At 68.0% G+C, this 21840-nt stretch carries 17 protein-coding genes and 1 pseudogene; 14 read left to right on the forward strand and 4 right to left on the reverse strand.

Features of this window, described 5'->3' with window-relative positions; genetic code table 11:
- Positions 1-35: 35 nt before the first annotated feature.
- Together dnaX and recR are read left to right on the forward strand one after the other, a co-directional pair.
- Complete coding sequence (dnaX, locus tag AFER_RS10650) at positions 36-1943, forward strand: DNA polymerase III subunit gamma/tau (RefSeq protein ID WP_012784192.1); 1908 nt, start codon at positions 36-38, stop codon at positions 1941-1943.
- Entirely contained in the window at positions 1940-2557 is a 618-nt protein-coding gene (gene recR / locus AFER_RS00530) for a recombination mediator RecR (RefSeq protein ID WP_012784193.1), read from the forward strand. Before dnaX ends, recR begins: the two co-directional genes overlap by 4 nt.
- On the opposite strand, the gene mce is transcribed toward recR, so the two are convergent.
- Positions 2558-2971 carry a methylmalonyl-CoA epimerase gene (mce, locus tag AFER_RS00535; RefSeq protein WP_012784194.1) on the reverse strand — a complete coding sequence of 138 codons (414 nt, stop codon included), beginning with the start codon at positions 2969-2971 and terminating at the stop codon, positions 2558-2560. It abuts the gene before it with no gap.
- On the reverse strand, positions 2958-4352 hold the full coding sequence (ccrA, locus tag AFER_RS00540) for a crotonyl-CoA carboxylase/reductase (protein WP_012784195.1): 1395 nt from the start codon (positions 4350-4352) through the stop codon (positions 2958-2960). The genes mce and ccrA overlap by 14 nt, the downstream gene beginning before the upstream one ends.
- A gap of 145 nt (positions 4353-4497) precedes the next feature.
- Between ccrA and AFER_RS00545 the strand changes: the two genes are divergently transcribed.
- Together AFER_RS00545 and AFER_RS00550 are read left to right on the forward strand one after the other, a co-directional pair.
- The gene (locus tag AFER_RS00545; RefSeq protein WP_012784196.1) at positions 4498-5694 is read left to right on the forward strand and encodes an acetyl-CoA C-acetyltransferase; all 1197 of its coding nucleotides are present in this window, start codon (positions 4498-4500) and stop codon (positions 5692-5694) included.
- Between the two features lie 47 nt (positions 5695-5741).
- Positions 5742-8729 carry a glycosyltransferase gene (locus AFER_RS00550; protein WP_012784197.1) on the forward strand — a complete coding sequence of 996 codons (2988 nt, stop codon included), beginning with the start codon at positions 5742-5744 and terminating at the stop codon, positions 8727-8729.
- On the opposite strand, the gene AFER_RS00555 is transcribed toward AFER_RS00550, so the two are convergent.
- Positions 8707-9288 (reverse strand): peptidylprolyl isomerase, encoded by a 582-nt coding sequence (locus AFER_RS00555; protein WP_012784198.1) that lies wholly within the window; start codon positions 9286-9288, stop codon positions 8707-8709. The two genes, AFER_RS00550 and AFER_RS00555, sit on opposite strands and share 23 nt — an antisense overlap.
- Before the next feature lie 61 nt (positions 9289-9349).
- Positions 9350-10102, reverse strand: a complete 753-nt coding sequence (locus tag AFER_RS00560) for a peptidylprolyl isomerase (RefSeq protein WP_049755169.1) — start codon at positions 10100-10102, stop codon at positions 9350-9352.
- 701 nt (positions 10103-10803) lie between these two features.
- Here AFER_RS00560 and AFER_RS12815 point away from each other — a divergent pair.
- From AFER_RS12815 to AFER_RS00610, 10 genes and pseudogenes are all read left to right on the forward strand, one after another.
- A complete protein-coding gene (locus AFER_RS12815) occupies positions 10804-11580 on the forward strand; it encodes an RNA-guided endonuclease TnpB family protein (RefSeq protein ID WP_425358538.1) in 777 nt (258 codons plus the stop codon).
- A 66-nt stretch (positions 11581-11646) separates the two neighbouring features.
- Positions 11647-12876: an aspartate kinase gene (locus AFER_RS00570; RefSeq protein WP_041661596.1), complete on the forward strand. Its 1230-nt coding sequence runs from the start codon at positions 11647-11649 to the stop codon at positions 12874-12876.
- The gene (locus tag AFER_RS00575; RefSeq protein WP_012784201.1) at positions 12873-13898 is read left to right on the forward strand and encodes an aspartate-semialdehyde dehydrogenase; all 1026 of its coding nucleotides are present in this window, start codon (positions 12873-12875) and stop codon (positions 13896-13898) included. Before AFER_RS00570 ends, AFER_RS00575 begins: the two co-directional genes overlap by 4 nt.
- A gap of 122 nt (positions 13899-14020) precedes the next feature.
- Positions 14021-14854: a flagellin N-terminal helical domain-containing protein gene (locus AFER_RS00580; protein WP_012784202.1), complete on the forward strand. Its 834-nt coding sequence runs from the start codon at positions 14021-14023 to the stop codon at positions 14852-14854.
- A 91-nt stretch (positions 14855-14945) separates the two neighbouring features.
- A complete protein-coding gene (gene fliD / locus AFER_RS00585) occupies positions 14946-17504 on the forward strand; it encodes a flagellar filament capping protein FliD (protein WP_012784203.1) in 2559 nt (852 codons plus the stop codon).
- 47 nt (positions 17505-17551) lie between these two features.
- On the forward strand, positions 17552-17929 hold the full coding sequence (locus tag AFER_RS12165) for a flagellar export chaperone FliS (RefSeq protein WP_012784204.1): 378 nt from the start codon (positions 17552-17554) through the stop codon (positions 17927-17929).
- On the forward strand, positions 17922-18209 hold the full coding sequence (locus tag AFER_RS00595) for a hypothetical protein (protein ID WP_012784205.1): 288 nt from the start codon (positions 17922-17924) through the stop codon (positions 18207-18209). Before AFER_RS12165 ends, AFER_RS00595 begins: the two co-directional genes overlap by 8 nt.
- Positions 18210-18325: 116 nt before the next feature.
- Positions 18326-19255: pseudogene (locus tag AFER_RS12820) on the forward strand (ATP-binding cassette domain-containing protein).
- 49 nt (positions 19256-19304) lie between these two features.
- On the forward strand, positions 19305-20057 hold the full coding sequence (locus tag AFER_RS00605) for an ABC transporter permease (protein ID WP_083769096.1): 753 nt from the start codon (positions 19305-19307) through the stop codon (positions 20055-20057).
- Between the two features lie 352 nt (positions 20058-20409).
- A complete protein-coding gene (locus tag AFER_RS00610; protein ID WP_012784207.1) occupies positions 20410-21831 on the forward strand; it encodes a form I ribulose bisphosphate carboxylase large subunit in 1422 nt (473 codons plus the stop codon).
- Positions 21832-21840 lie beyond the last annotated feature (9 nt).

Raw genomic sequence — 21840 nt, forward strand, 5'->3', positions numbered from 1 at the left:
GTAGGCCTGTCCGGGGCTGAAGCTAGGATGCCACCGTGGCCGAGCCTTACCAGTCGCTGTATCGGCGCTTTCGACCGCGGCGCTTCGGCGAGGTCCGAGGTCAGGAGCGCGTCACCGAGACCTTGAGGCGCGCGGTGGCCGAGGGGCATGTCTCGCACGCCTACCTCTTCTCGGGCCCGCGGGGAACCGGGAAGACCTCGACTGCTCGTATCCTCGCGATGGCGCTCAACTGCGAGGCGCCCGTCGATGGTGAGCCGTGTCTCGCCTGCGCGTCGTGCGAGGCCGTCGTGCGCGGCAGCTCCGCGGACGTCGAGGAGCTCGATGCAGCGTCGAACTCCGGTGTGGACTCCATTCGATGGATCACCCAGACCGTTGCGGCTGCGCCGGTCGGGCGGTGGCGCGTCTACATCGTCGACGAGGTCCACATGCTCTCGCAGGCAGCGTCGAACGCCTTGTTGAAGACGCTCGAGGAACCGCCGGCGCACGTCGTGTTCATCCTCGCGACGACCAACCCGGCCAAGGTGCTCGCAACCGTGCGCTCGAGGACGCAGCACTTCGCCTTTCGCCTGCTCGACGACGCATCGGTCGATGCGTTGGTCGCCGAGGTCCTGGAGGCGCTCGGCGCCAGCTTGTCCGACGAGGCGCTGGCCTACGTGCGTCGGCGGGGCGGAGGATCTGCGCGTGACACGCTCTCGGTTCTTGAGCAGGTCCTCGCGCTCGGAGGCGTGGTGAACGACGCGGCCGACGGCGCCGTCGCGCTCGCACAGGCGATCGCAGACGGTGACCTCGCGTCCGCGGTGCGCATCGCGAGCGATGCCTTCGAGGGCGGCATCGACCCGACAGAACTCGTCGCCGACACCGTGGGCGATCTCGGTCGACGGTTCGTGGCCGAGGCGCTGGCCGGTGCGCGAGGGGCGGAGCTCGCTCGGCTCTCGCGGCCGCTCGAGACCCTCGGACGCTTGGGGGCGGGCCTGCGCGATGCGTTGGACCCACAGGTGGTCGTGCTCGCAGGGCTCGCCGAGGCGCTGGCGCCGGACGCGAGGCTCAGCGCGCTCGAGGCTCGCGTGGCCGCGCTCGAGGCCGACCTCGCAGGAGCCGGTCACATGCCGAGACCCAAGCCACCGACCGGCGAGCCACTGCCGGCCCGGACCACGAGCCCCGAGCCCGCCGGGCACTCGGCGTCGCCAAACGTTGCGGAGCCTGAGACCAGCCAGCCAGAGACCCGGGAGCGAGCGTCCCGCGCACCAGCGCGCGGACTCCAAGATGCTCGGCGTGGTGGCGACGAGCATCCTGGTGCGTCCACCGAGCAGCGGCCCTCGTCGCTCGATCGCGTGCGTGCTGCCTTCGCGAGGAATCAGCAGCGGGCCGATGTCGACCGTGGCGAGCCATCCGAGCCCGTCGCGACCACCCCGGCCCCTCATGGAGACGATGACCAGCCCGCGGCGGCCCCCGACGCGCACGGCTCCCCGGTGCCGAGCGGGCTCGCTGACGAAGCAACGCGAGCCGCTGGGCCCGCGTCGCTCGAGGCCCGTCGGCAGCGACTGCAGGCACGCTGGTTCGACGACGTGATGGCCAAGGCGCCCCGGGTCCTGCGTCCGCTCCTCGCGCACGCTCGTCTCGCGATCCGAGACGAGCGCATCGTGGTGGCGGTCGACAACCGAACGGTTGCCGAGCGGCTCGTCCCCCATCTCGCCGAGATCGTCGCGCTCGTCGGCCCGGACGAGTTTGCCGAGCCGCCCGAGATCGTCGTCGACCCTGGATCGAGTCAGACGTCGTCCCGGGCGCCCGCTGCGAGCGTCGACGATCGCGATCCAGGCGACGAGGACGGCGTCGATCTCACCGACGCCCCCTCGTCCGATGCGACCCCCGTGCGCGACCTCAGCGAGTCGGTGATCGAGGCCAACGTCCGCAGCATCTTCGAGGATGCTCGACGGCTCCCATGAACTCACTGCCTCCAACGCTGGACGCGCTCATCGAGGAGCTCGGTCGATTGCCTGGCATCGGTCCGAAGTCGGCGCAACGCATCGCGCTGGCGCTCATCGTGCGCGGCCCGGCCGCTGCGCACCGGCTCGCAGACGTCCTCGTCACCGCGACCGAGCGGCTCGGTCGTTGTGACCGCTGCGGGGCGCTCGCAGAGGGGGCGCGCTGCCCGATCTGCGACGATCCGGCCCGAGATCCGCGCATCGTCCTCGTCGTCGAGGGCGATCGCGACGTGTGGGCCTTCGAGCGGGCGCGACGTTTCCGAGGGACCTACCACGTCCTCGGCGGCGTGATCAGCCCCATGGACGGCGTCGGACCTGATGATCTCGCCATCGGCCGGCTCATCGCTCGCGTCGAGGCCGAGCCGATCGAGGAGGTCGTGGTCGCGACCTCGCCGACCGTGGAGGGCGAGACGACGGCGACCTACCTCGCCAGAGTGCTGGCCGGGCGCGTCGGTGTCTCGCGTCTTGCGACCGGCGTGCCCGTCGGCGGCGAGCTGGAGTACGTCGACGAGCTGACCTTGGCGCGCGCGCTCGAGGGCCGACGGCCCTTCGACGACGCGGGGCCGCGCCGCTAGTCAGTCGGTTGCAGGCGGTTCTTCGACGAACTCGATCAGGACGCCACCGGTGGAGCGGGGATGGACGAAGGCAACCGTCGTGCCGCGCGATCCTCGGCGGGGTACCTCGTCGATCGGGTCGAAGCCCTGACGTCGAGCCTCCTCGAGGGCGTCGCGACACGATTGCACTCGGAGGGCGAGGTGGTGGATGCCGGGCCCTCGACGGGCGAGAAAGCGAGCGACCGGCGAGTCCTCGCGGGTCGGAGCAACCAGCTGAATGAAGCTCGGCCCGACCGCGAGCATGACCTCCTCGATGCCGTCGGAGTCGACGTGCTCGCGGTGGGCGAGTCGTGCCCCGAGCGCCTCCCACCGGGCGATCGCCGCGTCGAGGTCGTCGACCGCGATGCCGACGTGGTCGATCTCAGGCTCGTCCATCGTCGCCTCCGCGCTGTTCGGGTGCCGTCGTTTGCTCGGCCGCAAAGCGCGCGAAGAGTGCGATGCGGTCTTCGCCGATCGCGGTGCGTGCCTCGGGGTCGTCGATGCCGAGCCCCGGCGTGGGCGAGAGGCAGAGGATCCCGACCTTGCCTTCGTGACGGTTCTGGCGGACCGTGCGAACCGCTTCGGCGACCTCCTCGAGCGGGTACGTGGCCGACAGGACCGGTTGGATGCGTCCACGCTCGATGAGTCGATTGGCTTCCCACGCCTCGCGATAGTTCGCGAAGTGGCTGCCCTTGATGGTCTTCAGCTTCATCCACAGGTGGCGGTTGTCGTAGGAGATCCAATGTCCGCTCGTGGCAGCGCACGTCACGATCGTGCCGCCGCGCTTGGCGACGTAGACGGACGCCCCCATGGTCGCGCGGCCCGGGTGCTCGAAGACGATGTCAGGGTCTTCGCCCACGAGGTCACGTATGTCTTGGCCGAAGCGTCGCCACTCCGTTTCGTCCTGCGTGTCGTCGTCGCGCCAGAACTGGTAGTTCCGCTCGGAACGATCGATGACGTACTCGCAGCCCATGCGTCGGAGCAGCGCTGCCTTGCGCGGCGAGGAGACCACCCCGACGGGGATGCCTCCGCCGTTCAGGACGTACTGGACGCCGTAGGAGCCGATCCCACCGGTCGCGCCCCAGATCAGCACCACCTGTCCTTGACGCATCTGGGCACCGTTGGGCGAGACGAGCATGCGGTAGGCGGTCGAGTTGGTGAGGGGATTGACGGCCGCCTCTTCCCAGCTGAGATGGCGGGGCTTCGGCATGAGCTGATTGGCTCGCACGATGGTGAACTCCGCCAAGCCGCCGAAGTTGGTCTCGTAACCCCAGATGCGCTGCTCGCTGGCGAGCATCGAGTCGTCGTGGGCGCTCGGGTCTTGGTCGTCGACCGCGTTGCAGTGCACGACCACACGGTCACCGATCTGCCAGCGGCGTACCGCGGGTCCGGTGCGAACGATGACACCGGCAGCGTCCGATCCGATCACGTGGTAGGGCAGGTTGTGGCGCTGGTCGAGCGGCCGCGGTGAGCGTCCGAGTCGGGCGAGGAACTGAAACGTCGGCACCGGTTCGAAGAGCGCCGACCAGATCGTGTTGTAGTTGATCGAGCTCGCCATCACCGCGACGAGCACTTCGTCCGGCCCGAGCTCGGGCATGGGGACATCTCCGATGTGCAAGGTGGTGCCGGGGTCGCGTACGGCAGGATCGAGGTGGGCAACACGCTCGATGTCGGACTGCTGGACGTAGCAGGCCCGGTAGTGGTCCGGGACCGGTGTCGCCGCCAACTCGGCGGGATCCGCGCCAGCGAGCACAGCCTCGGTGAGGAACGACGGCATGCTCTGACGTTAGCCGCTGGCGACCTCGGCGTGTGGGCAGCCCATCTCGACGCTGCGACGCCGGTGTTCTAGACTCGCGAGGTCACAACCGTGTGCTCGTGCTGGCGCCACCAGGTCAGGCACTCGGAAGGTTGGAGGAGGTCGTATGTCGAGGTCGGTCATTGTCTCGTACGCTCGCACACCGATCGGCAAGCTCCAGGGTGCGTTGGCGTCGCTGTCGGCGATGGAGCTCGGTGGTCGCGCCATCGCGGGCGCGCTCGAGCGAGCGGGAGTCGCCCCGGACTCGGTGGACTATGTCTTCATGGGCCACGTGCTCCAGGCGGGCCAAGGCCAGATCACCGCGCGTCAGGCGGCGGTGGCCGCCAACATTCCCATGACCGTTCCCGCCACCACGGTGAACAAGGTCTGCTTGTCGGGCTTGAACGCAGTGTTCCTCGCCGATCTCCTCCTCGCCCAAGGACGCACCAGTGTCGTGGTGGCGGGCGGCATGGAGTCCATGTCGCGGGCGCCCTACGTGCTCCCCGGCGCGCGAGGCGGGCTGCGCATGGGCGACGCGGCCCTCATCGACTCGATGCTCTACGACGGGCTCTTCTGTGCGTTCGATCGCATGGCGATGGGTGCCTCGACCGAACACTACTGCCGGGTGGATCATCCGGTGTCTCGCGATCGCCAGGATGCCTTTGCGGCACGTTCGCACGAACTCGCTGCTCGAGCGGCGAAGGAGGGCCGTCTCGCCGACGAGATCGTGCCGGTCACGGTTGCGGGGCGCCGAGGCGAGGTGCACGTGGTCGAGGACGACGAGGGCATCCGTCCCGAGACCACGGTCGAGACGTTGGCCCGTCTGCGTCCGGCCTTTGCCGAGGACGGCACCATCACCGCTGGTAATGCGTCGCAGATCTCCGACGGCGCTGCCGCGCTCGTCGTCATGCGGGCCGAGGAGGCAGAGCGACGGGGCCTGACCCCTCTCGGAGAGATCCTCGGTTATGGGCAGGTTGCCGGTCCTGACGCGTCGTTGCTGCACCAACCCTCGAACGCCATCCGTGCTGCCGCGAGCGACGCCGGCCTCGACCCGGCCTCACTGGACCTCGTCGAGATCAACGAGGCGTTCGCCGCGGTCGCGCTCGCGTCCATGGACGATCTCGGTATCGATCCCGCGCGTGTCAACGTCAATGGGGGCGCGATCGCGCTCGGCCACCCCATCGGGGCCTCTGGTGCGCGGATCCTCGGCTCGCTCCTGCTCGAGCTCCGTCGTCGTGGTGGCGGTGTCGGCGCGGCCGCCCTGTGCGGCGGAGGAGGCCAGGGGGATGCGATGATCGTGCGCGTGCCCCGCACCGAGTCCTGACTCAAGCCGCCAGAGGGGCGGTCGATGACCTCCTCGGGAGGTCCCGCATGCGTATCTTCGTCGAGGGGGCAACGGCCCACGACAACTCCTACGGCATCGTGAACCTGCGCCTTGCCGAGGCGCTGCGCGCTCGTGGTCATGCGGTGTACGTGCGCCCGTGGGACCAATCGTTGCGGGGAGCTGGCACGAGCGCACGTGAGCTCGACATCGAGCCCTTCGATCTCGGCGTCGGCCACGCCGACGTCTGGGTGCGACAGGTGTGGCCGCCGTCGTTCGAGCGTCCCGACGCCGAGCGCGCCTTCGTCATCCAACCCTTCGAGCTTGGCGCGGTGCCGGCGAGGTGGGTCGTCGAGGCAGGTCAGCTCGATGGCATCCTCGTCCCCTCACTCTTTGCCAAGCAAACCTGGCTCCAAGGCGGGGCGGATCATCGCCACCTCTGGGTCGTTCCGAACGGCGTCGTCGTACCTGCCCTCGTCGAGTCCTCAGAACCGAACGGTGATCGCCTGACGGTGGGCTACGTGGGCGGCGCCATCTGGCGCAAGGGTATCGACATCCTCATCGCTGGTCTCGACCTCCTCGATGACGCCACGCTGCAACGGATCGAGCTCATCGTCAAGGTCGCAGGTCATGACACCTACTACGCCGGCCAGTCGTTGCTCGAGCGCGAGCTGCTCGCCCATCCTCGTGTCGCCGCTCGGACGGAGATCATTCGCGCGAGCCTGTCGCAGGCGCGGCTCGATGCCCTCTACCAACGCTTCGACGTGCTCGCGGCTCCCTACCGTGCCGAGGGGTTCGCGCTGCCGATCCTCGAGGCGATGGCTCACGGGGTCGTCCCGATCGTGCCGGACGCCGGGCCTGCGCCAGAGTTCGTCGACCGGAGCTGTGGCGTGTTGCTCGCGAGTCGCCCCCTCATGGTCGGTGGCCCTGCCGATGAGTTCCTCGGTCCGGCGCTCGGACCACGGTGGGCCATCGAGGTGGACCCCTGTGACGTCGGCTCCGCTGTGGCCGCGCTGCTGGAGGACCCCGGCGCCCGGGCTGGGCGTGCGCGAGCTGGGCAGGAGCGAGCCCGGGCCTGGAGCTGGGATCGCGCCGCAAGCATCCTCGAAGACGTCGTGAGGGCGCTGGACGCCGACGAGGCACCCACCGATGCGTCGTCTCGACTCCTCCTCCGTGCGACACGGGGTGGTCCGCAGGCGATCGGTGCGCTCGTCGAGCTGGGTGACCTCCACGGCGCCCGCGAGCTCGCTGCGGTGACCCCAGGCGCCGAGGCGGTGCGAGCGAGACTGGAGGGGCTCGCGGCCACTCGCCCGGACGTGTGGTGGGGTGCGCGCCATCGCGCGCCGATCCCCGCTCGGGCCGAAGCACGGTCGTCGTGGCACGCCGGCGAAGGCGACCTCGCCATCGTGACGCGTGTCGCGCGCTACCTCGCTCCACTGCTTGCGATCGGAGGCGGTCGCGTCCTCGACGTCGGGAGCGGCCATGGCGCGATGCTCGGTCAGCTCCGGTCGCTCGGGGTTCGTGCACTTGGGATCGAACTCGATCCAGCGAGAGTGGAGCACCTGCGTGCGAGTGGGTTCGACGTCCTCGAGGGCGATGCGCTCGAGGTGCTCGGCACCTTGGAGACGGGGAGCTTCGGCGGAGCCTTCGTGGGCCACCTCGTCGAGCACTTCGCGCCCCAGGAGGTCGTCACGTTGCTCGCCGAGCTCGCTCGTGTCGTTCGCACGGGTGGCGTCGTGGTGATCCAGACCCCGGATCCGCAGGCAGAGGGAGTCATGCAGCAGACGTTCTGGCTGGATCCGACGCACGTGCGCCCGTATCCGGCGATGACGATCGCCGCGATGGCGGCCGAGGCCGGTTTTGCCACTGTTGGGGCACTCGAGCGATCGCTCGCACCGCTCGTCACCGACACGCTCGTCGTGCTGCGTCGTCGTGCCGATGCGCCCGTCATCGCGCCTCGGAGGGTGGCAGCGGTGGCGCCGGCGGTGGTCGTGGTGGCCGACCCTCACAGTGGATTCCGGCGAGCCAGCGACGCGCTCCTCGGCGAGCTCAATGCGATGGGCGTGGGCGTGCGGGCAGAGCCCCTCGTGGGGCCGCGGTCGGACCGCGTGTTCATGCACGATCTCCCGATTGGTTCGTTGGCCAGCGGCCTCGTGGGTACGGCGCTCGTTGCGCGTACCGCGTGGGAGGCGAGGGGCCTGCCACGAGAGCTGCGCCGTACGCTCGCGCGCTATCGCCGCATCCTCACCTACTCACACTGGAGCCGCGACGTGTTCGTCGAGGCCGGGCTCGCGCCCGACCAGGTCGGCGTCTGGGCGCCGAAGGTGGCCCTGGACCTCGATCCAGCGTCAGTGCGAGCCCTGCGAGGTTCGAGGGAGCCCTCGGGGCGCGTCCTGGCGGTCGCCGAGTGGGGCGCTCGCAAGAACATCGAGGCCCTGGTGCGCGGGTTCGTCAGGGCTCGTGGTCGTGTCGGCCAGGGTTCGCTCGTCGTGAAGCTACGACGGATCGAGGCCGAGAGCGCGGCGCGCTGGCTCGAGCGGATCGTGAGCGAGGAGCGGGGTGAATTGGCGGCGATCTCGCTCGTCACCGACGACCTGGCGCCTGCGGCGCTGCGCCAGCTCTATCTCGATGCCGACCTCTACTGCATGCCGACGCGTGGCGAAGGCTTCGGCCTCCCCTTCCTCGAGGCGATGAGCTACGGGTGCGCCGTCATCGCGCCGGCCGACGGCGGTCACCGTGACGTGGTCGATGCGTCGCAATGGCTCGTTCCCGGTCGCTACGAGCCTGCGCACGTCGATCCCGCGTCTGGCTACGCCGATAGCGGGGTCTTCCGAGGAGCCGAGTGGTTCGAGATCGATCCCGACGCCTTCGTCGAGGTTCTCGCCGAGGCGCTCAGCGACCCGGACGCGGTGCGCTCGCGCGCCTTGGCTGCGCTCGGGCTCGCCGAGGCTGCCGCTCAGGCCTCGATCGACGAGCACGAGCTGAACGTCGTGCGCGCGCTCTGGGAGGACGCGGTCAGCTACGTGGATGTTCGATGATCGTGACGTGCTCGATGACCGGGACGCGCTGTGGCCGACCCTCGGGAGTGCCGAGCGCGTCGAGGCGTGCGAGCGTCTGCGAACCGTCGGTCATCTGACCGAAGAGGCTGTAGGCGGGCGGCAGTGCGACACCCGAGGGTCCGGAGACGATGAAGAACTGCGAGCCATTCGTGTTCGGACCGGCGTTCGCCATGGCGAGCGAGCCGATCTGGTAGGCGCCCGCTGGCGGGAGCTCGTCGCGGAAGCGGTAACCAGGCCCACCCGCGCCGGACCCGGTGGGATCGCCACCTTGGACGACGAAGCCGGGGATGATGCGGTGGAACCCGATCCCGTCGAAGTAGTGGTAGCGGGCGAGGAAGACGAAGCTGTTGACCGTCGTCGGCGCGCGGTCGGCGAAGAGCTCGAAGCGGAGCTCGCCTTCGCTCGTCACCATGAGCGCCTCGTAGGATGCACCGTCGGCGAGGCAGAAGCTCGGCGGCGCATCGAACCGCTGTGTCTTCGGGCTCGAGCCGTCGGGCTCGGGACAAGGGTACGAACGGTCACGACGTCCGAACGCCACGGGGGCTCCTTTCTTCGTGCTCACCGCACGACGTGCGGCACGTGCCACACGCTCGGGTGGACTACGAGCTCGCGATGTGCCAGTGGATCGACACGATCCGGTAGGTGTGCTTCGGGGGGATGCCGTTGTTCTGGGCCGAGCCGGCGTCGTTGATGGTGGTGATGACGTTGAGGCCGCTCGTCACCTGGCCGAAGACCGAGTAGTCAGGGGGGAGCTGCTCGCCTGCGGGACCCGACACGATGAAGAACTGCGAGCCGTTCGTCCCTGGCGCCCCGGAGTTCGCCATGGCGAGCGTGCCGAAGCGGTACGAGCCGGCAGGAGGGTTCTTGTCGGCGTAGGCGAAGCCCGGTGATCCGGTGTCGGTGTTCGTCGGGCTGCCACCTTGGATGACGAAGCCCGGAATCACTCGGAAGAAGGTCGTCCCGTCGTAGAAGTGATACAGGCTGAGGACGTAGAAGGCGTTGGCGCTCTTGGGGCCCAGGTTCGGCTCGAGTCGGAAGGTGAACGTGCCGGCGGTCGTGTCGACGGTGGCGGTGTAGGTATCCCCTGCGACGAGGCACTCCTTGGGGTAGGCGCCAAAGTGCGTTCGCTTGGGTGCGGACCCGTTCGGGTTGGGACAGCCGTTGGCGAGGAGGCCCTTGGCGGGCTTTGCGGTCGGGCGCGTGAGCTCGTAGATCAGCGCGAGGAGGGCGACGAGGATGACGAGGACGATGACTCCTCGTCGGATGAGGCGGGTGCGACGCTGACGGGCTGCGCGCTCGGCGCGCAGTCGCTCTTGGTTGGCCCGAATACGGGCTCGCTTGGCGCTTGGCACCTCGGCAAGGCTAGTCGCCAAGGCCTCGGGACTGGCGCGACCACAACGCGCCGCGCGTGCTCCCGCCTCGAGGCGGGAGGTAAGCGGCGCTCTCATGCTGGTCGGCGCTGTTACTCGACGTAGTGGCACTACCTCGAACAGCCCCTCCTTGCAGGTATGACGCTGACGAGCGTTGGTGACGTGGGCGAGTACGTCGGTCGGAGCTACCGGCTCTCCCCGAGCCCGCACCAGGCAGCCAGAATGACCACCTGGGCACATACTCGCCGTGCCATTCACAACCTCGCCATCGAGCATCGGCAACTGGCGTGGTCAAGAGCGAGGGCGCAGGTGACGTACCGCGAACAATGTCACGAGCTGGCTGAACTGCGCTCGTGCGTCGAGTGGGTGGCCGAGCCACCGGCACACCTTCTCCAACAAGCACTTCGTGACGTGGATCGGGCACACCAGAACTGGTGGCAAGGACGCGCCCGTAAGCCAGCCTTCGAGAGGCGCGGCCAACTCCGCTTCCGGCCCTCGGCCTCCGATCTCCAGATCCGCCACCTCAACCGAAAATGGTCCGAAGTGCGCCTCCCCAAGCTGGGGTGGGTCCGGTTCCGACGCTCGCGCTCACTCGATGGTGAGCTTGCCTCGGCCACGTTCCGCTGCTCGGTGGCGTGTGGCAGGTGAACTTCACCGTCCTCGCCACGACCCACCGCGCGCCCGTGAACGACGGACCCACGGTGGGCGTGGACTTCGGTATTGCCTGCGCCGCCTACGTCGCTGGCGAGTCTGCCCCGAGGATCATGCCCCCGACGCTCACCCCAGGCGAAGAGCGTCGGCTCCGTGGCCTGGAACGGCGTAAGGCTCGCCAGCTCACCTACGCGAAGCGTCACAACGGAGGCCGGTACTCGAACCGACTCCGTCGGACGATCCGTGAGATCGCACGTCTCCGGGCTCGCCAAGCCCGGAGACGCCAGGACTTCACCCACAAGCTCACGAGCGACTTGGCCAAGAACCACAGCCTCGTCGCCATCGAGGACTTGCGGGTGACCCACATGACGAGCTCGGCCAAGGGCACGGTCGAGGCTCCCGGCACCAGAGTCCGTCAGAAAGCCGGACTCAACCGGTCCATCTTGGACATAGCTCCTGGCGAGCGGCGTCGGCAACTGGACTACAAGTGCCCGAAGTACGGCTCCCTGCTCGTGGCGGTGCCACCGGCAGGCACGAGCCAGACCTGTCCTGCATGCGGGGTCCGAGACCCAGCGAGCAGGCCAGGGTGCGGGAGATCGTTCGCATGCGTGCAGTGTGGTCATACCGCACATGCGGACGCGGTGGCCGCACGGAACATCCTTGATCGGGCCATCGCCCTCGTTGGTGGTGGTATTGCCGTGGGGCGCACGGTGGACAGCGCGGGCAGGGCTTCTGGCCCGAGTCGCCGCCGCACGGCGGCAGGCGTTTCCGCGAAGGTTCCTCCTGCGGTAGGAGCCACAGGTGCGTGAACAGCGCACCCGAAGCCCCCGCCTTCAGGCGGAGGTGGAGTCACGAGCCGCTAGCCTTGGGTGCCCGTGGCCCTGCTCGTCCAGAAGTTTGGCGGAACCTCCGTTGGCGATGTCGATCGCATACGCGGGGTCGCAGACCATGTCGCGCGGACGGTACACCGAGGGAACAAGGTCGTCGTGGTCGTCTCGGCGATGGGCAAGACGACCGACGACCTCATTCGGCTCGCGCACGAGGCGACGGACGGCCCTGCGCCCGCGCGCGAGATGGACATGCTCCTGACCGCCGGTGAGCGGATCTCCGCGGCCCTCGTCGCCATGGCCCTGAGCGACCTCGGCGTGGAGGCCGAGTCGTTCACCGGCTCCCAAGCCGGCATCATCACTGACACCGACCACACGCGCGCGAAGATCCTCGAGATCCGCCCCCATCGTCTCCTCGAGGCCATCGAGTCCCACATCGTGCCGGTCGTCGCGGGATTCCAGGGCGTCTCGACGGAGCGCGACGTCACGACCTTGGGCAGGGGTGGTTCGGACACGACCGCGGTGGCGCTCGCGGCTCGGCTCGACGCCGACGTCTGCGAGATCTACACCGACGTCTCGGGCGTGTTCACCGCCGATCCGCGGGTGGTTCCGCGCGCGCGCAAGATTCCCCGGATCTCGTTCGAGGAGATGCTCGAGCTCGCGGCCTCGGGAGGGCGGGTCCTGGCGTTGCGCTCGGTGGAGGCCGCGCGGAACTTCCGGGTCCCGCTCCACGTTCGGTCGAGCTTCACGTGGGAGCCGGGGACGTGGGTTGTGGAGGAGGAGCCATCGATGGAACAGGCCGTGGTGTCCGCCATCGCGCACGACGCGAGCGAGGTCAAGGTGACCGTGGTCGGTGTCCCGGATCACCCCGGGGTTGCCGCCCGTCTGTTCCGCCACGTTGCGGAGCAAGGCGTCAACGTCGACATGATCGTCCAGAACGTCTCGCTCCAGGGGCACACCGATATCTCGTTCACCGCCCCGAAGGCCGATCGCGCTCGCGCACTCGAGGCGACCCGTGCTGCTGCCGCAGAGGTGGGCGCCGTCGACGTCATCCTCGATGAAGGGATCGGGCGCGTCTCGCTGGTCGGAGCCGGCATGAAGACACACCCTGGGGTGACGGCCCGCATGTTCGAGACCCTCGCCGAGAAGGGGATCAACATCGAGATGATCTCGACGTCGGCCATCAGGATCTCCTGCGTGGTGCGGGCCGAGGTACTCGAGGACGCGGTCCAGGCGTTGCACGAGGCCTTCGAACTCGATCGTGAGGTGCACCAATGAACGGGCTCGCCCTCGGGGTGGTCGGCGCGACGGGCCAGGTCGGGTCGGTGATGCGTCGGATCGTGCTCGAGCGCGGTCTGCCGATTGCGTCCGTGCGGTTCTTCGCCTCGTCTCGGTCGGCAGGGACGCAGCTCGACTTCGATGGCACCTCGGTCGAGGTCGAGGACGTTGCGACGGCGGACCCGAGCGGCCTGGACGTGGCGTTGTTCTCGATCGGGGCTTCCGCGGCCGAGCGCTACGCGCCGCGCTTCGCTGCGAGCGGGTGCGTGGTCGTCGACAACTCCTCGGCATTTCGTATGGACCCAGCGGTACCGCTCGTGGTGGCCGAGGTGAATCCCGAGGCGATCGAGGCGATGCCGAAGCGGATCGTGGCGAACCCGAACTGCACGACGATGGTCGCGGTCGGGGCGCTCGCGGCGATCCGTCGCGTCGCGGGCCTTCGGCGCGTCATCGCGTCCACCTACCAGGCGGCTTCGGGTGCCGGGCGCACGGGGGTGGCCGAACTCGCCGCACAGCTGTCGCGCCCCGGCCTCGAGGCGCTCACCTTCGACGGGAAGGCCGTCGACTTCGGGACGCCAGCGGTCTTCCCCGCACCCCTCGGGGCCAACGTCGTACCCCTCGCGGGGTCGTTGGTGGGCGACGACACGACCGAGGAGCGCAAGTTCGTCAACGAGAGCCGCAAGATCCTCGGCATGGAGGACCTGCGCGTGGGCGCGACCTGCGTGCGCGTGCCGGTCTTTACCGGGCACGCAGTGAGCGTGGTCGCCGAGTGCGAGCGGCCCGTCGACCTTGCCGCGGTGCGTGCTGCCCTCGAGGCGGCTCCAGGGCTCCAGCTCGCGGACCTCCCGACGCCGCTCGACGCGGCAGGTCGCGACGAGGTGCTCGTGGGTCGGGTGCGCGCCAGCGACGTCGTCGACAACGGCGTCGCGTTCTTCGTCGCGGGAGACAACCTGCGCAAGGGTGCCGCGCTGAACGCGGTCCAGCTCGCTGAGCTCGTCATCGAGCGCGGCCTGGTCGGCTGAGCAATCCTCGCGAGCGCTCAGAGAAGCTACTCAAGTTCGAGATCCTCGTCGTCGATGCCTTGAATGCGCATCACGGAACCACCGTGGAGCGTCTATGGACAGCGGGCATTCAAGGAGGATCCATGTCCCTCTCGGTCAACACGAACCTCTCGGCGATTCAGGCCTACAACAACCTGAATGCGACGTCGAACCAGATGCAGACCACGATCAATCAGCTGTCGTCAGGTCTGCAGATCCAGACGGCTGCGGACAACGCTGCGGGCTACGTGATCTCGCAGGGGCTGCAGACCCAAGCGAACGGCCTCGGTGTCGCGATCAACAATGGCCAGGACGCCATCAGCGTGCTGCAGATCGCCTCTGGTGCGATGAACCAGCAGATCTCGATCCTGCAGACCATGAACCAGCTGGCCACGCAGGCTGCGAACGGCGGCGCGAACAACTCCAACTCGCTGAGCGCGGATCAGCAGGAGTTCGCGGCACTCCAGAGCCAGCTCGACCAGATTGCGAACTCCACGAGCTTCGGTGGCACGAACCTCCTGAACGGGAGCTACTCGAACGAGGTGTTCCAGATCGGGGCCTACGCGAGCTCGGTCGACCAGGTCTCGGTCACCATCGCGACCTTGAACACCACCTCGCTCGGGATCGCGTCCTCGACGGTGTCGATCGGCACGGTGTCGGCGGCGATCAGCGCCATGGCTGCGGTGCAGTCGGCCATCCTCGCGGTGGCGAGTGCCGAGGCGGTGGTCGGTGCTGCGCAGAACCAGGTCCAAGCGATCATCGCGAACGACACGGTCGCTCAGCAGAACGTGCAGTCGGCGAACTCCACGCTGGTCGACACCAACATGGCGCAAGCGATGACCGCGTTCTCGTCGCAGCAGGTCCTCATGCAGGCCGGCGTCGCGATGCTGTCGCAGGCACAGGCGCTGCCGCAGCTCATCCTCAAGCTCCTCCCGTAGCACATCCGATCATCCCCGGTCGTTCGTCACGGGCCCAGGCCGTCGGGGCCTGGGCCCGTGATCGTGCGATCAGGACTCCGAAGGAGGCCCCATGTCGTCGATCCTGCCAACCTCATCGACGAGCTCGACGTCGTCGACGTCGAGTGGCTCCAACGTCTCGACCTACTCCGACCCGGGCGGTCCCCCGATCACGTTCTCCAGCCTGTTCTCCGGTATCAACACCCAGGCGATCATCCAGGCGCTCATGGCCGCCTACGAGCAACCCCAGGTCGATCTCGCCAAGCAGATCCAGTCGCTCCAGACGAACCTGTCGGACTACCAGACCATCGTCTCGGACCTCAGTTCGCTCCAGACCCAAGCGAACGCTCTGCTCCAGCCGTCACAGCTCTCCTCGATGAGCGCGAGTACCTCCGACGCTGCCGTGGCCACAGCAACCGCAGGTCAAGGCGCCATCCCGTCGTCCTTGACGTTCAACGTTAACCAACTCGCCCAGGCCAACATCCTCGCCTCCAGCGGCACCGTGTCGTCGCTGTCGTCTCAGGTCGCCTCCGGGAACTTCCTCCTCTCCTCGAGCGCAGCGGGCGCCGGCGTCACCTCGCTTGCTGGCTCCTCGCTCCAGGTCGGGACGCACTCCTTCTCCGTGACGAGCGCGCTCTCGGGCGCCACCGCGACGGGGACGTCCCCTCTTGCCTCGTCGATCACCATCGGCTCGTCCAACGACACCATCGCCGCTACCGTCAACGGCACCGCCGAGACGTTCACCATCGCCTCGGGGACCTACACGCCAGCTCAGCTCGCCGCCGCGATCTCGCAGGCGAGTTCGGTCTCGGGAACCCCCTTGCTGCAGGCGCAGGTGAACGCCCAGGGCCAGCTCGAACTCGGCACGACGCTGCTCGGTTCGAGTGCATCGCTCCAGATCACCGGTGGTACCGCACTGTCGACGTTGGGACTCGCGGCCCAAGCGAGTGCGTCCGTCGGGACCGCGGGGTCGGTCACACTCGATGGCACCGTCACCGCCGTGAACAACGTCCAAGCGGGTCAGACGGTCAGCCTTGCCGACGGCACCGGGGGGTCGATCACGATCGGTATCGGATCGTTCGGCCTCAGCCAGGGCAGCTTCACCGCTACCGAGGTGGCGGCCGGCAACGGGTCGCTCTCGCAGGTGGTGAGCAACATCAATGCCGCTGGCGCCGGTGTGACGGCATCAGCGGTCCAAGTCTCGAGTGGTACCTACGTGCTCCAGCTGGTCTCGAACCAAACGGGCACCGCATCGGCCATCACCGTCGAACAGGCGCCCTTCCAGAGTGCCCTCGGTAGCTTCACGACCATTGCAGCGGCACAGAATGCCCAGGTCCAGATCGGTGGCCAGAGTGGTTACCTGGTGAGTTCTCAGACGAACCAGGTCCAGGGCGTGTTGCCCGGAGTCACGCTCAACTTGGTGTCGGCGCAGCCTCCCGGCTCGGCGCCGGTCACCGTGAGCGTCACCCCCGACGGCAAGACGCTCGCCTCGTCCATCCAGTCGCTCGTCAACGCCGCAAACCAGGTGCTCAGCGACATCAACACGTACGCGGGCTACAACGAGCAGACCAACACCGGCGGACCGCTGATGGGCGACTCGACGCTGAACGGGATCACGAGCCAGGTGCTCGGTGTCATCGCTCAGACCCTCGGCGAGGGGGGCATCACCGCCGCCCAAGCCGGCATCACGCTGAACAAGAACGGTACCATCAGCTTCGACGCGCAAACCTTCGCCCAGCTCTACGACCAGAACCCGACCGCCGTCACGTCACTATTCGCCCAGTCGGGCACCTTCAACCCATCGAGTTCGACCTACGCAGGCGACGTCAGTCTGGTCTACGCGGGTGATGGCACGCAAGCGGGCTCCTACCAGGTCGTGGTGAGCCAGTCGGCCACCCAGGCGACGGACAGCGGGTCCGTGCTCGCGAGCGGAACGATCACCAACGCCGAGACGCTCACCGTCGCCCAGGGTTCGCAGTCGGTGCAGTACGCAGCGAGCGCGGGCGAGTCGCTCAGCGCCATCGCCCAGGGCCTCAATGCCGCGTTCGCCCAGGCAGGCATGGGGATGCAGGCCTCCGTGGTGAGCTCGTCGTCGGGTTCGCAGATCGTGCTCACCGCGAGTGCGTACGGGACCCAGGGCGACTTCACGGTGACGACGACGGCGACGGGATCTGGGCAGACCGGGCTCGCAACGAGCGCGAACACGCCGGAGTCGTTCACCGGCTTGAACGTCGCCGGGACGATCAATGGTGTGGCGGCGACCGGGAACGGTCAGGTCCTCGCCGCGCCGACGACGGACCCCACGCTCGCCGGCTTGTCGCTGCAGGTGAGTGCGAGCGGGATCACGAGTGCGACGACCATTGGCTCGTTCGTGTATTCGCCAGGGATCTCGGGCCAGCTCGCCCTCATCGCCAACGGCGCCACAGCACCCGTGACCGGGAGCCTCGAGGCGCGCATGAGCGGTATCCAGCAACAGATCTCGATGCTGCAGCAACAGTACAACGGCTATACGCCGATGATCCAGAACGAGCAGAAGATGCTCGAGCAGGAGTACTCCGCGATGGAGTCACAGCTCGGCTCGCTCCAGAGCGTGGGCTCGGAGCTCGCCGGGCAGATTGCACAGCTGCCGTAGCGCCCGCCGGACGGGTGCTGTCGACGACGACCAAGGAGGGAGACCGGGTGCCTTCACTGGCTCAACGCGCCTACGTCGAGAACGCGGTGGAAACCGCGACGCCGGCCCAGCGCCTGCTCATCCTGTTGGACCGCCTGGAAGCGAATCTGGTGGCCCTCGGTGACGCCTTTCGGGTGCGTGACCTCGAGGCGATCCACGTCAACGCCAAGGCTGCCCAGGCAGCGTTGGCGTTGTTGCGAGGGGCGCTTCGCGAGGACGTGTGGGAGCACGCCGCGACGATCGCGACCTTGTACACGTGGGCGCTGGAGCGACTCGTCCGAGCCAATGTGGACAAAGATCCGGCTCCCTACGAGGAGGCCCGCTCGGTGCTCGAGCCGCTCATCGCGGCGTGGCGACACGCTGCGATGGAGGTCTCGCATGAGTGAGCGCGATCCGTGGGAGGAGTACCTGGACGCGTACGCGGAGCACCTCGCGCGCGTCTCGGCGAGCCTCGAGGCGGGCCGGGTGCTCGAGACGCCGTTCGATCGTGCGCGTCCTTCCAGCGCGATGCCGGCGCGTCACGCTGAGCGAGCACGCGCCCTCGTGGAGGCGACCGAACAGCTCGCGGCCCGCCTCGAGCATCGTCGCGACGTGGTCGGGACCGTACTTCGGTACTCGAGAGTCCGCGACCCCGAGCGGGTGGTGCTCCTCGACGTGATCTTGTGAGGATGCCATCGCTTCGGTTTGCGTGACTCGGCCGATCTCGGGGACCTGCTCAGACGCTCCACGGGGCTGCTTCCTCGCGTGAGCTGACGCGAGAACTCACGGGAAGGGACTCGACGGTGATCACGGTGACGGGACCCACCAAGCGCTTCGGAGAGGTGACCGCGGTCGACGGATTGTCGTTCGAGGTGCCGCCCGGGCGCGTGACCGGATTCCTCGGCCCGAACGGCGCGGGCAAGTCGACCACGATGCACATGATCATGGGCCTCGAAAGGCCCAGTGCGGGGTCCGCTCTCATCAAGGGCGTCCCCTACGCCGAGCTTGCCGCGCCACTGCGGCAGGTCGGTGCGTTGCTCGAGGCGAGGTCGTTCCATCCGGGGCGCAGCGCCAGAGCGCATCTTGGGTGGCTCGCGGCCTCCAATGGCTTGCCCGCCCACGGGGTCAACGAGGTGCTCGAGATCACCGGACTCACCGACGTCGCTTCCCGACGGGCCGGCACCTTCTCGCTCGGCATGGGCAGCGTCTCGGCGTCGCGGCTGCGCTCCTCGGTGATCCCGAAGTGCTCATCCTCGACGAGCCCGTGAACGGACTCGATCCCGAGGGGATTGTGTGGATCCGGACCTTACTGCGGGGACTTGCTGCTGAAGGTCGAACGGTGTTCGTCTCGAGTCACCTCATGTCCGAGATGGCTCAGACGGCCGACCATGTCATCGTCATCGGCCGTGGCAAGCTCCTTGCCGACACCGCGATGGCAGCGTTCATCGCATCGAGTTCGTCCGCGAGAACGCTCGTACGCACACCGAGCCCAGATGCGCTCGCGTCGACCCTGCGCGAGCGCGGCGGGGTCGTGGTCGTCGGCGACGACGGGAGTCTCACCGTCCGGCCTCGTGGCAGCCGAGATCGGCGAGATCGCCTTCGAGCACGGGATCTGTCTCCATGAACTGTCGCCCCAGAGTGCCTCGCTGGAGGAGGCGTTCTTCGCTCTTACGGGCGAGGACACGAGCTTTCGCGGCCAGCCGGCCACGGTTCACGAAGGAGCCTCACGATGACGACGACGGTCGACCGTAGTCCGAGCACGCTCGGCCCGACGTTCGGGCGCTGCTCGCCGCCGAGTGGATCAAGATCAAGAGCGTGCGCTCGACGGTGCTCACGCTGGTGTTCATGGTGGTGCTCGGGGTCGGGATCTCGGCGCTCGGCGCGCTCGCCGTGCACGCAGCCGTGTCGCACCACCGCATCGGCCCCGGCTTCGATCCGGTCGCGCGCTCGCTCGGCGGGATGCTCATCGCGCAGATCGCCATCGGTGTCCTCGGCGTCTTGGTCTTCAGCGCTGAGGTCGCGAGCGGGACGATCAGCCAGACGTTCGCCGCGGTCCCCAAGCGCTGGCACGTGCTGCTGGCCAAGGTACTCGTCTACTTCGTGATCGCGCTCGTTGCCTCCGAAGTAGTGTCCGTGGCGAGCTTCCTCGTGGGCCAGGCCGTCATGCACGGAGTCGTCCCGACGACCAGCCTCACGAACGCGACGGCGATGCGGGCCGTCCTGGGCACCGGGCTTCTCGTCGCGATCGTGGGTGTCCTTGCGCTCGCCATCGGTGTCATGATCCGTCGTACTGCTGGGGCGATCACCACCTTCGTGGGCGAGTACCTGGTGCTGCCCTTGCTCGTGACCGCGCTCCCGTCGCCGTACTCCACCGACATCGAAAAGTTCCTGCCGTTCCAAGCAGCCCAGGTCATGATGTCCTCGCAGCTCGTCGCGAACAGCTTGTCCGCGTGGGTCGGCCTCGCCGTCGTGGCGGGCTACGCCGTGATCGCCGTCGTCGTCGCAGGGTCGCTCCTCTCGTCGCGCGACGCCTAGACGCCCGGCCATCGCGCCCCGCGCGAGGCCTGCAGCTTGCCGCCCGTGCCGCCTTCCATGGAGGGGACACGGGCGGTCGTGCGTCGCGGGTGCGGCTCAAGAACACGTAAGTACTGATTTAACCAAATCACGAAAAGCTCGATGATTCGGTTTAGGGAAACCGTCACCCGTACCGCTACCGTGGTGCCCATCGCGTTGGGGATGTGAGGAACACGCCGCTCATTCGAGCATGACCGCGTCGACCACCAGAGGGTGCGAGGCCGCGGAAAACAGCGGGGCGTTGGTCGACGGCCGCTCCGAGCCATGACGAGCGAGCGCACGAGAGGCGTACCGACACGAGAGAGGAAAGAGGATGGCTGGCAATCGCTACGAGGCTGGCGTCAAGGAGTACCGTAAGACGTACTGGGCGCCGGACTACGTGCCCTTGGACTCCGACCTGCTCGCGGTGTTCAAGATCGTACCGCAGCCTGGTGTCGACCGGGAGGAGGCAGCTGCGGCGGTCGCCGCCGAGTCATCCACCGGTACCTGGACCACGGTCTGGACCGACCTGCTCACGGACCTCGATTACTACAAGGGCCGCGCCTACCGGATCGAGGACGTGCCCGGGGACGACACGGCGTTCTACGCGTTCGTCGCCTACCCGATCGACCTCTTCGAAGAGGGCTCGGTCGTCAACGTCTTCACATCGCTGGTCGGGAACGTGTTCGGCTTCAAGGCGGTGCGATCGCTGCGCCTCGAGGACGTGCGCTTCCCCTTGGCCTTCGTCAACACCTGCAACGGGCCACCCCACGGGATCCAGGTCGAGCGCGACAAGATGAACAAGTACGGCCGGCCGCTGCTCGGCTGCACCATCAAGCCGAAGCTCGGCCTGTCGGCCAAGAACTACGGGCGTGCCGTCTACGAAGTGCTGCGCGGTGGTCTCGACTTTACCAAGGACGACGAGAACGTCAACTCCCAGCCGTTCATGCGCTGGCGCGACCGGTTCCTCTTCGTCGCCGAGGCCATCCATCAGGCCGAGGCGGAGACGGGCGAGCGCAAGGGCCACTACCTGAACGTCACGGCACCCTCGCCAGAGGAGATGTACGAACGCGCAGAGTTCGCCAAGGAACTCGGCATGCCCATCATCATGCACGACTTCTTGACGGGTGGTTTCACGGCCAACACGGGGCTCGCGCGCTGGTGCCGGCGCAACGGCATGCTGCTCCACATCCACCGGGCCATGCATGCCGTGATCGACCGCAATCCGTACCACGGCATCCACTTCCGTGTGCTGGCCAAGGCCTTGCGTCTCTCGGGCGGTGACCACCTGCACACCGGAACGGTGGTCGGCAAGCTCGAGGGCGACCGAGCGGCGACGCAGGGATGGGTGGACCTCCTCCGCGAGTCCTACATCCCCGAGGACCGTAGCCGCGGCATCTTCTTCGATCAGGACTGGGGCTCGATGCCGGGCGTCTTCGCCGTCGCCTCGGGCGGTATCCACGTGTGGCACATGCCGTCGTTGCTCACCATCTTCGGCGATGACGCGGTCTTCCAGTTCGGTGGCGGCACCCTGGGTCACCCATGGGGGAACGCACCCGGCGCGACCGCGAACCGGGTCGCACTCGAGGCGTGCGTCCAGGCGCGCAACGAGGGCCGTGACGTCGAACGGGAGGGGAAGGACATTCTCCAGAACGCGGCCAAGCACAGTCCGGAGCTCCGTGTGGCGATGGAGACCTGGAAAGAGATCAAGTTCGAGTTCGACACGGTGGACAAGCTCGACAGCGTGCATCGCTGAGCGAGCGTG

Source organism: Acidimicrobium ferrooxidans DSM 10331 (assembly GCF_000023265.1).
GTDB lineage: Bacteria > Actinomycetota > Acidimicrobiia > Acidimicrobiales > Acidimicrobiaceae > Acidimicrobium > Acidimicrobium ferrooxidans.

Excerpts from the sequence above, each read along its gene's own strand:
- recR (WP_012784193.1), top strand. The coding sequence starts at position 1,940 with ATGAACTCACTGCCTCCAACGCTGGACGCGCTCATCGAGGAGCTCGGT.
- AFER_RS00595 (WP_012784205.1), top strand. The coding sequence starts at position 17,922 with ATGAGTGAGCGCGATCCGTGGGAGGAGTACCTGGACGCGTACGCGGAG.
- ccrA (WP_012784195.1), bottom strand. The coding sequence starts at position 4,352 with ATGCCGTCGTTCCTCACCGAGGCTGTGCTCGCTGGCGCGGATCCCGCC.
- mce (WP_012784194.1), bottom strand. The coding sequence starts at position 2,971 with ATGGACGAGCCTGAGATCGACCACGTCGGCATCGCGGTCGACGACCTC.
- fliD (WP_012784203.1), top strand. The coding sequence starts at position 14,946 with ATGTCGTCGATCCTGCCAACCTCATCGACGAGCTCGACGTCGTCGACG.
- AFER_RS00575 (WP_012784201.1), top strand. The coding sequence starts at position 12,873 with ATGAACGGGCTCGCCCTCGGGGTGGTCGGCGCGACGGGCCAGGTCGGG.
- AFER_RS00550 (WP_012784197.1), top strand. The coding sequence starts at position 5,742 with ATGCGTATCTTCGTCGAGGGGGCAACGGCCCACGACAACTCCTACGGC.
- AFER_RS00580 (WP_012784202.1), top strand. The coding sequence starts at position 14,021 with ATGTCCCTCTCGGTCAACACGAACCTCTCGGCGATTCAGGCCTACAAC.
- AFER_RS00610 (WP_012784207.1), top strand. The coding sequence starts at position 20,410 with ATGGCTGGCAATCGCTACGAGGCTGGCGTCAAGGAGTACCGTAAGACG.
- AFER_RS00545 (WP_012784196.1), top strand. The coding sequence starts at position 4,498 with ATGTCGAGGTCGGTCATTGTCTCGTACGCTCGCACACCGATCGGCAAG.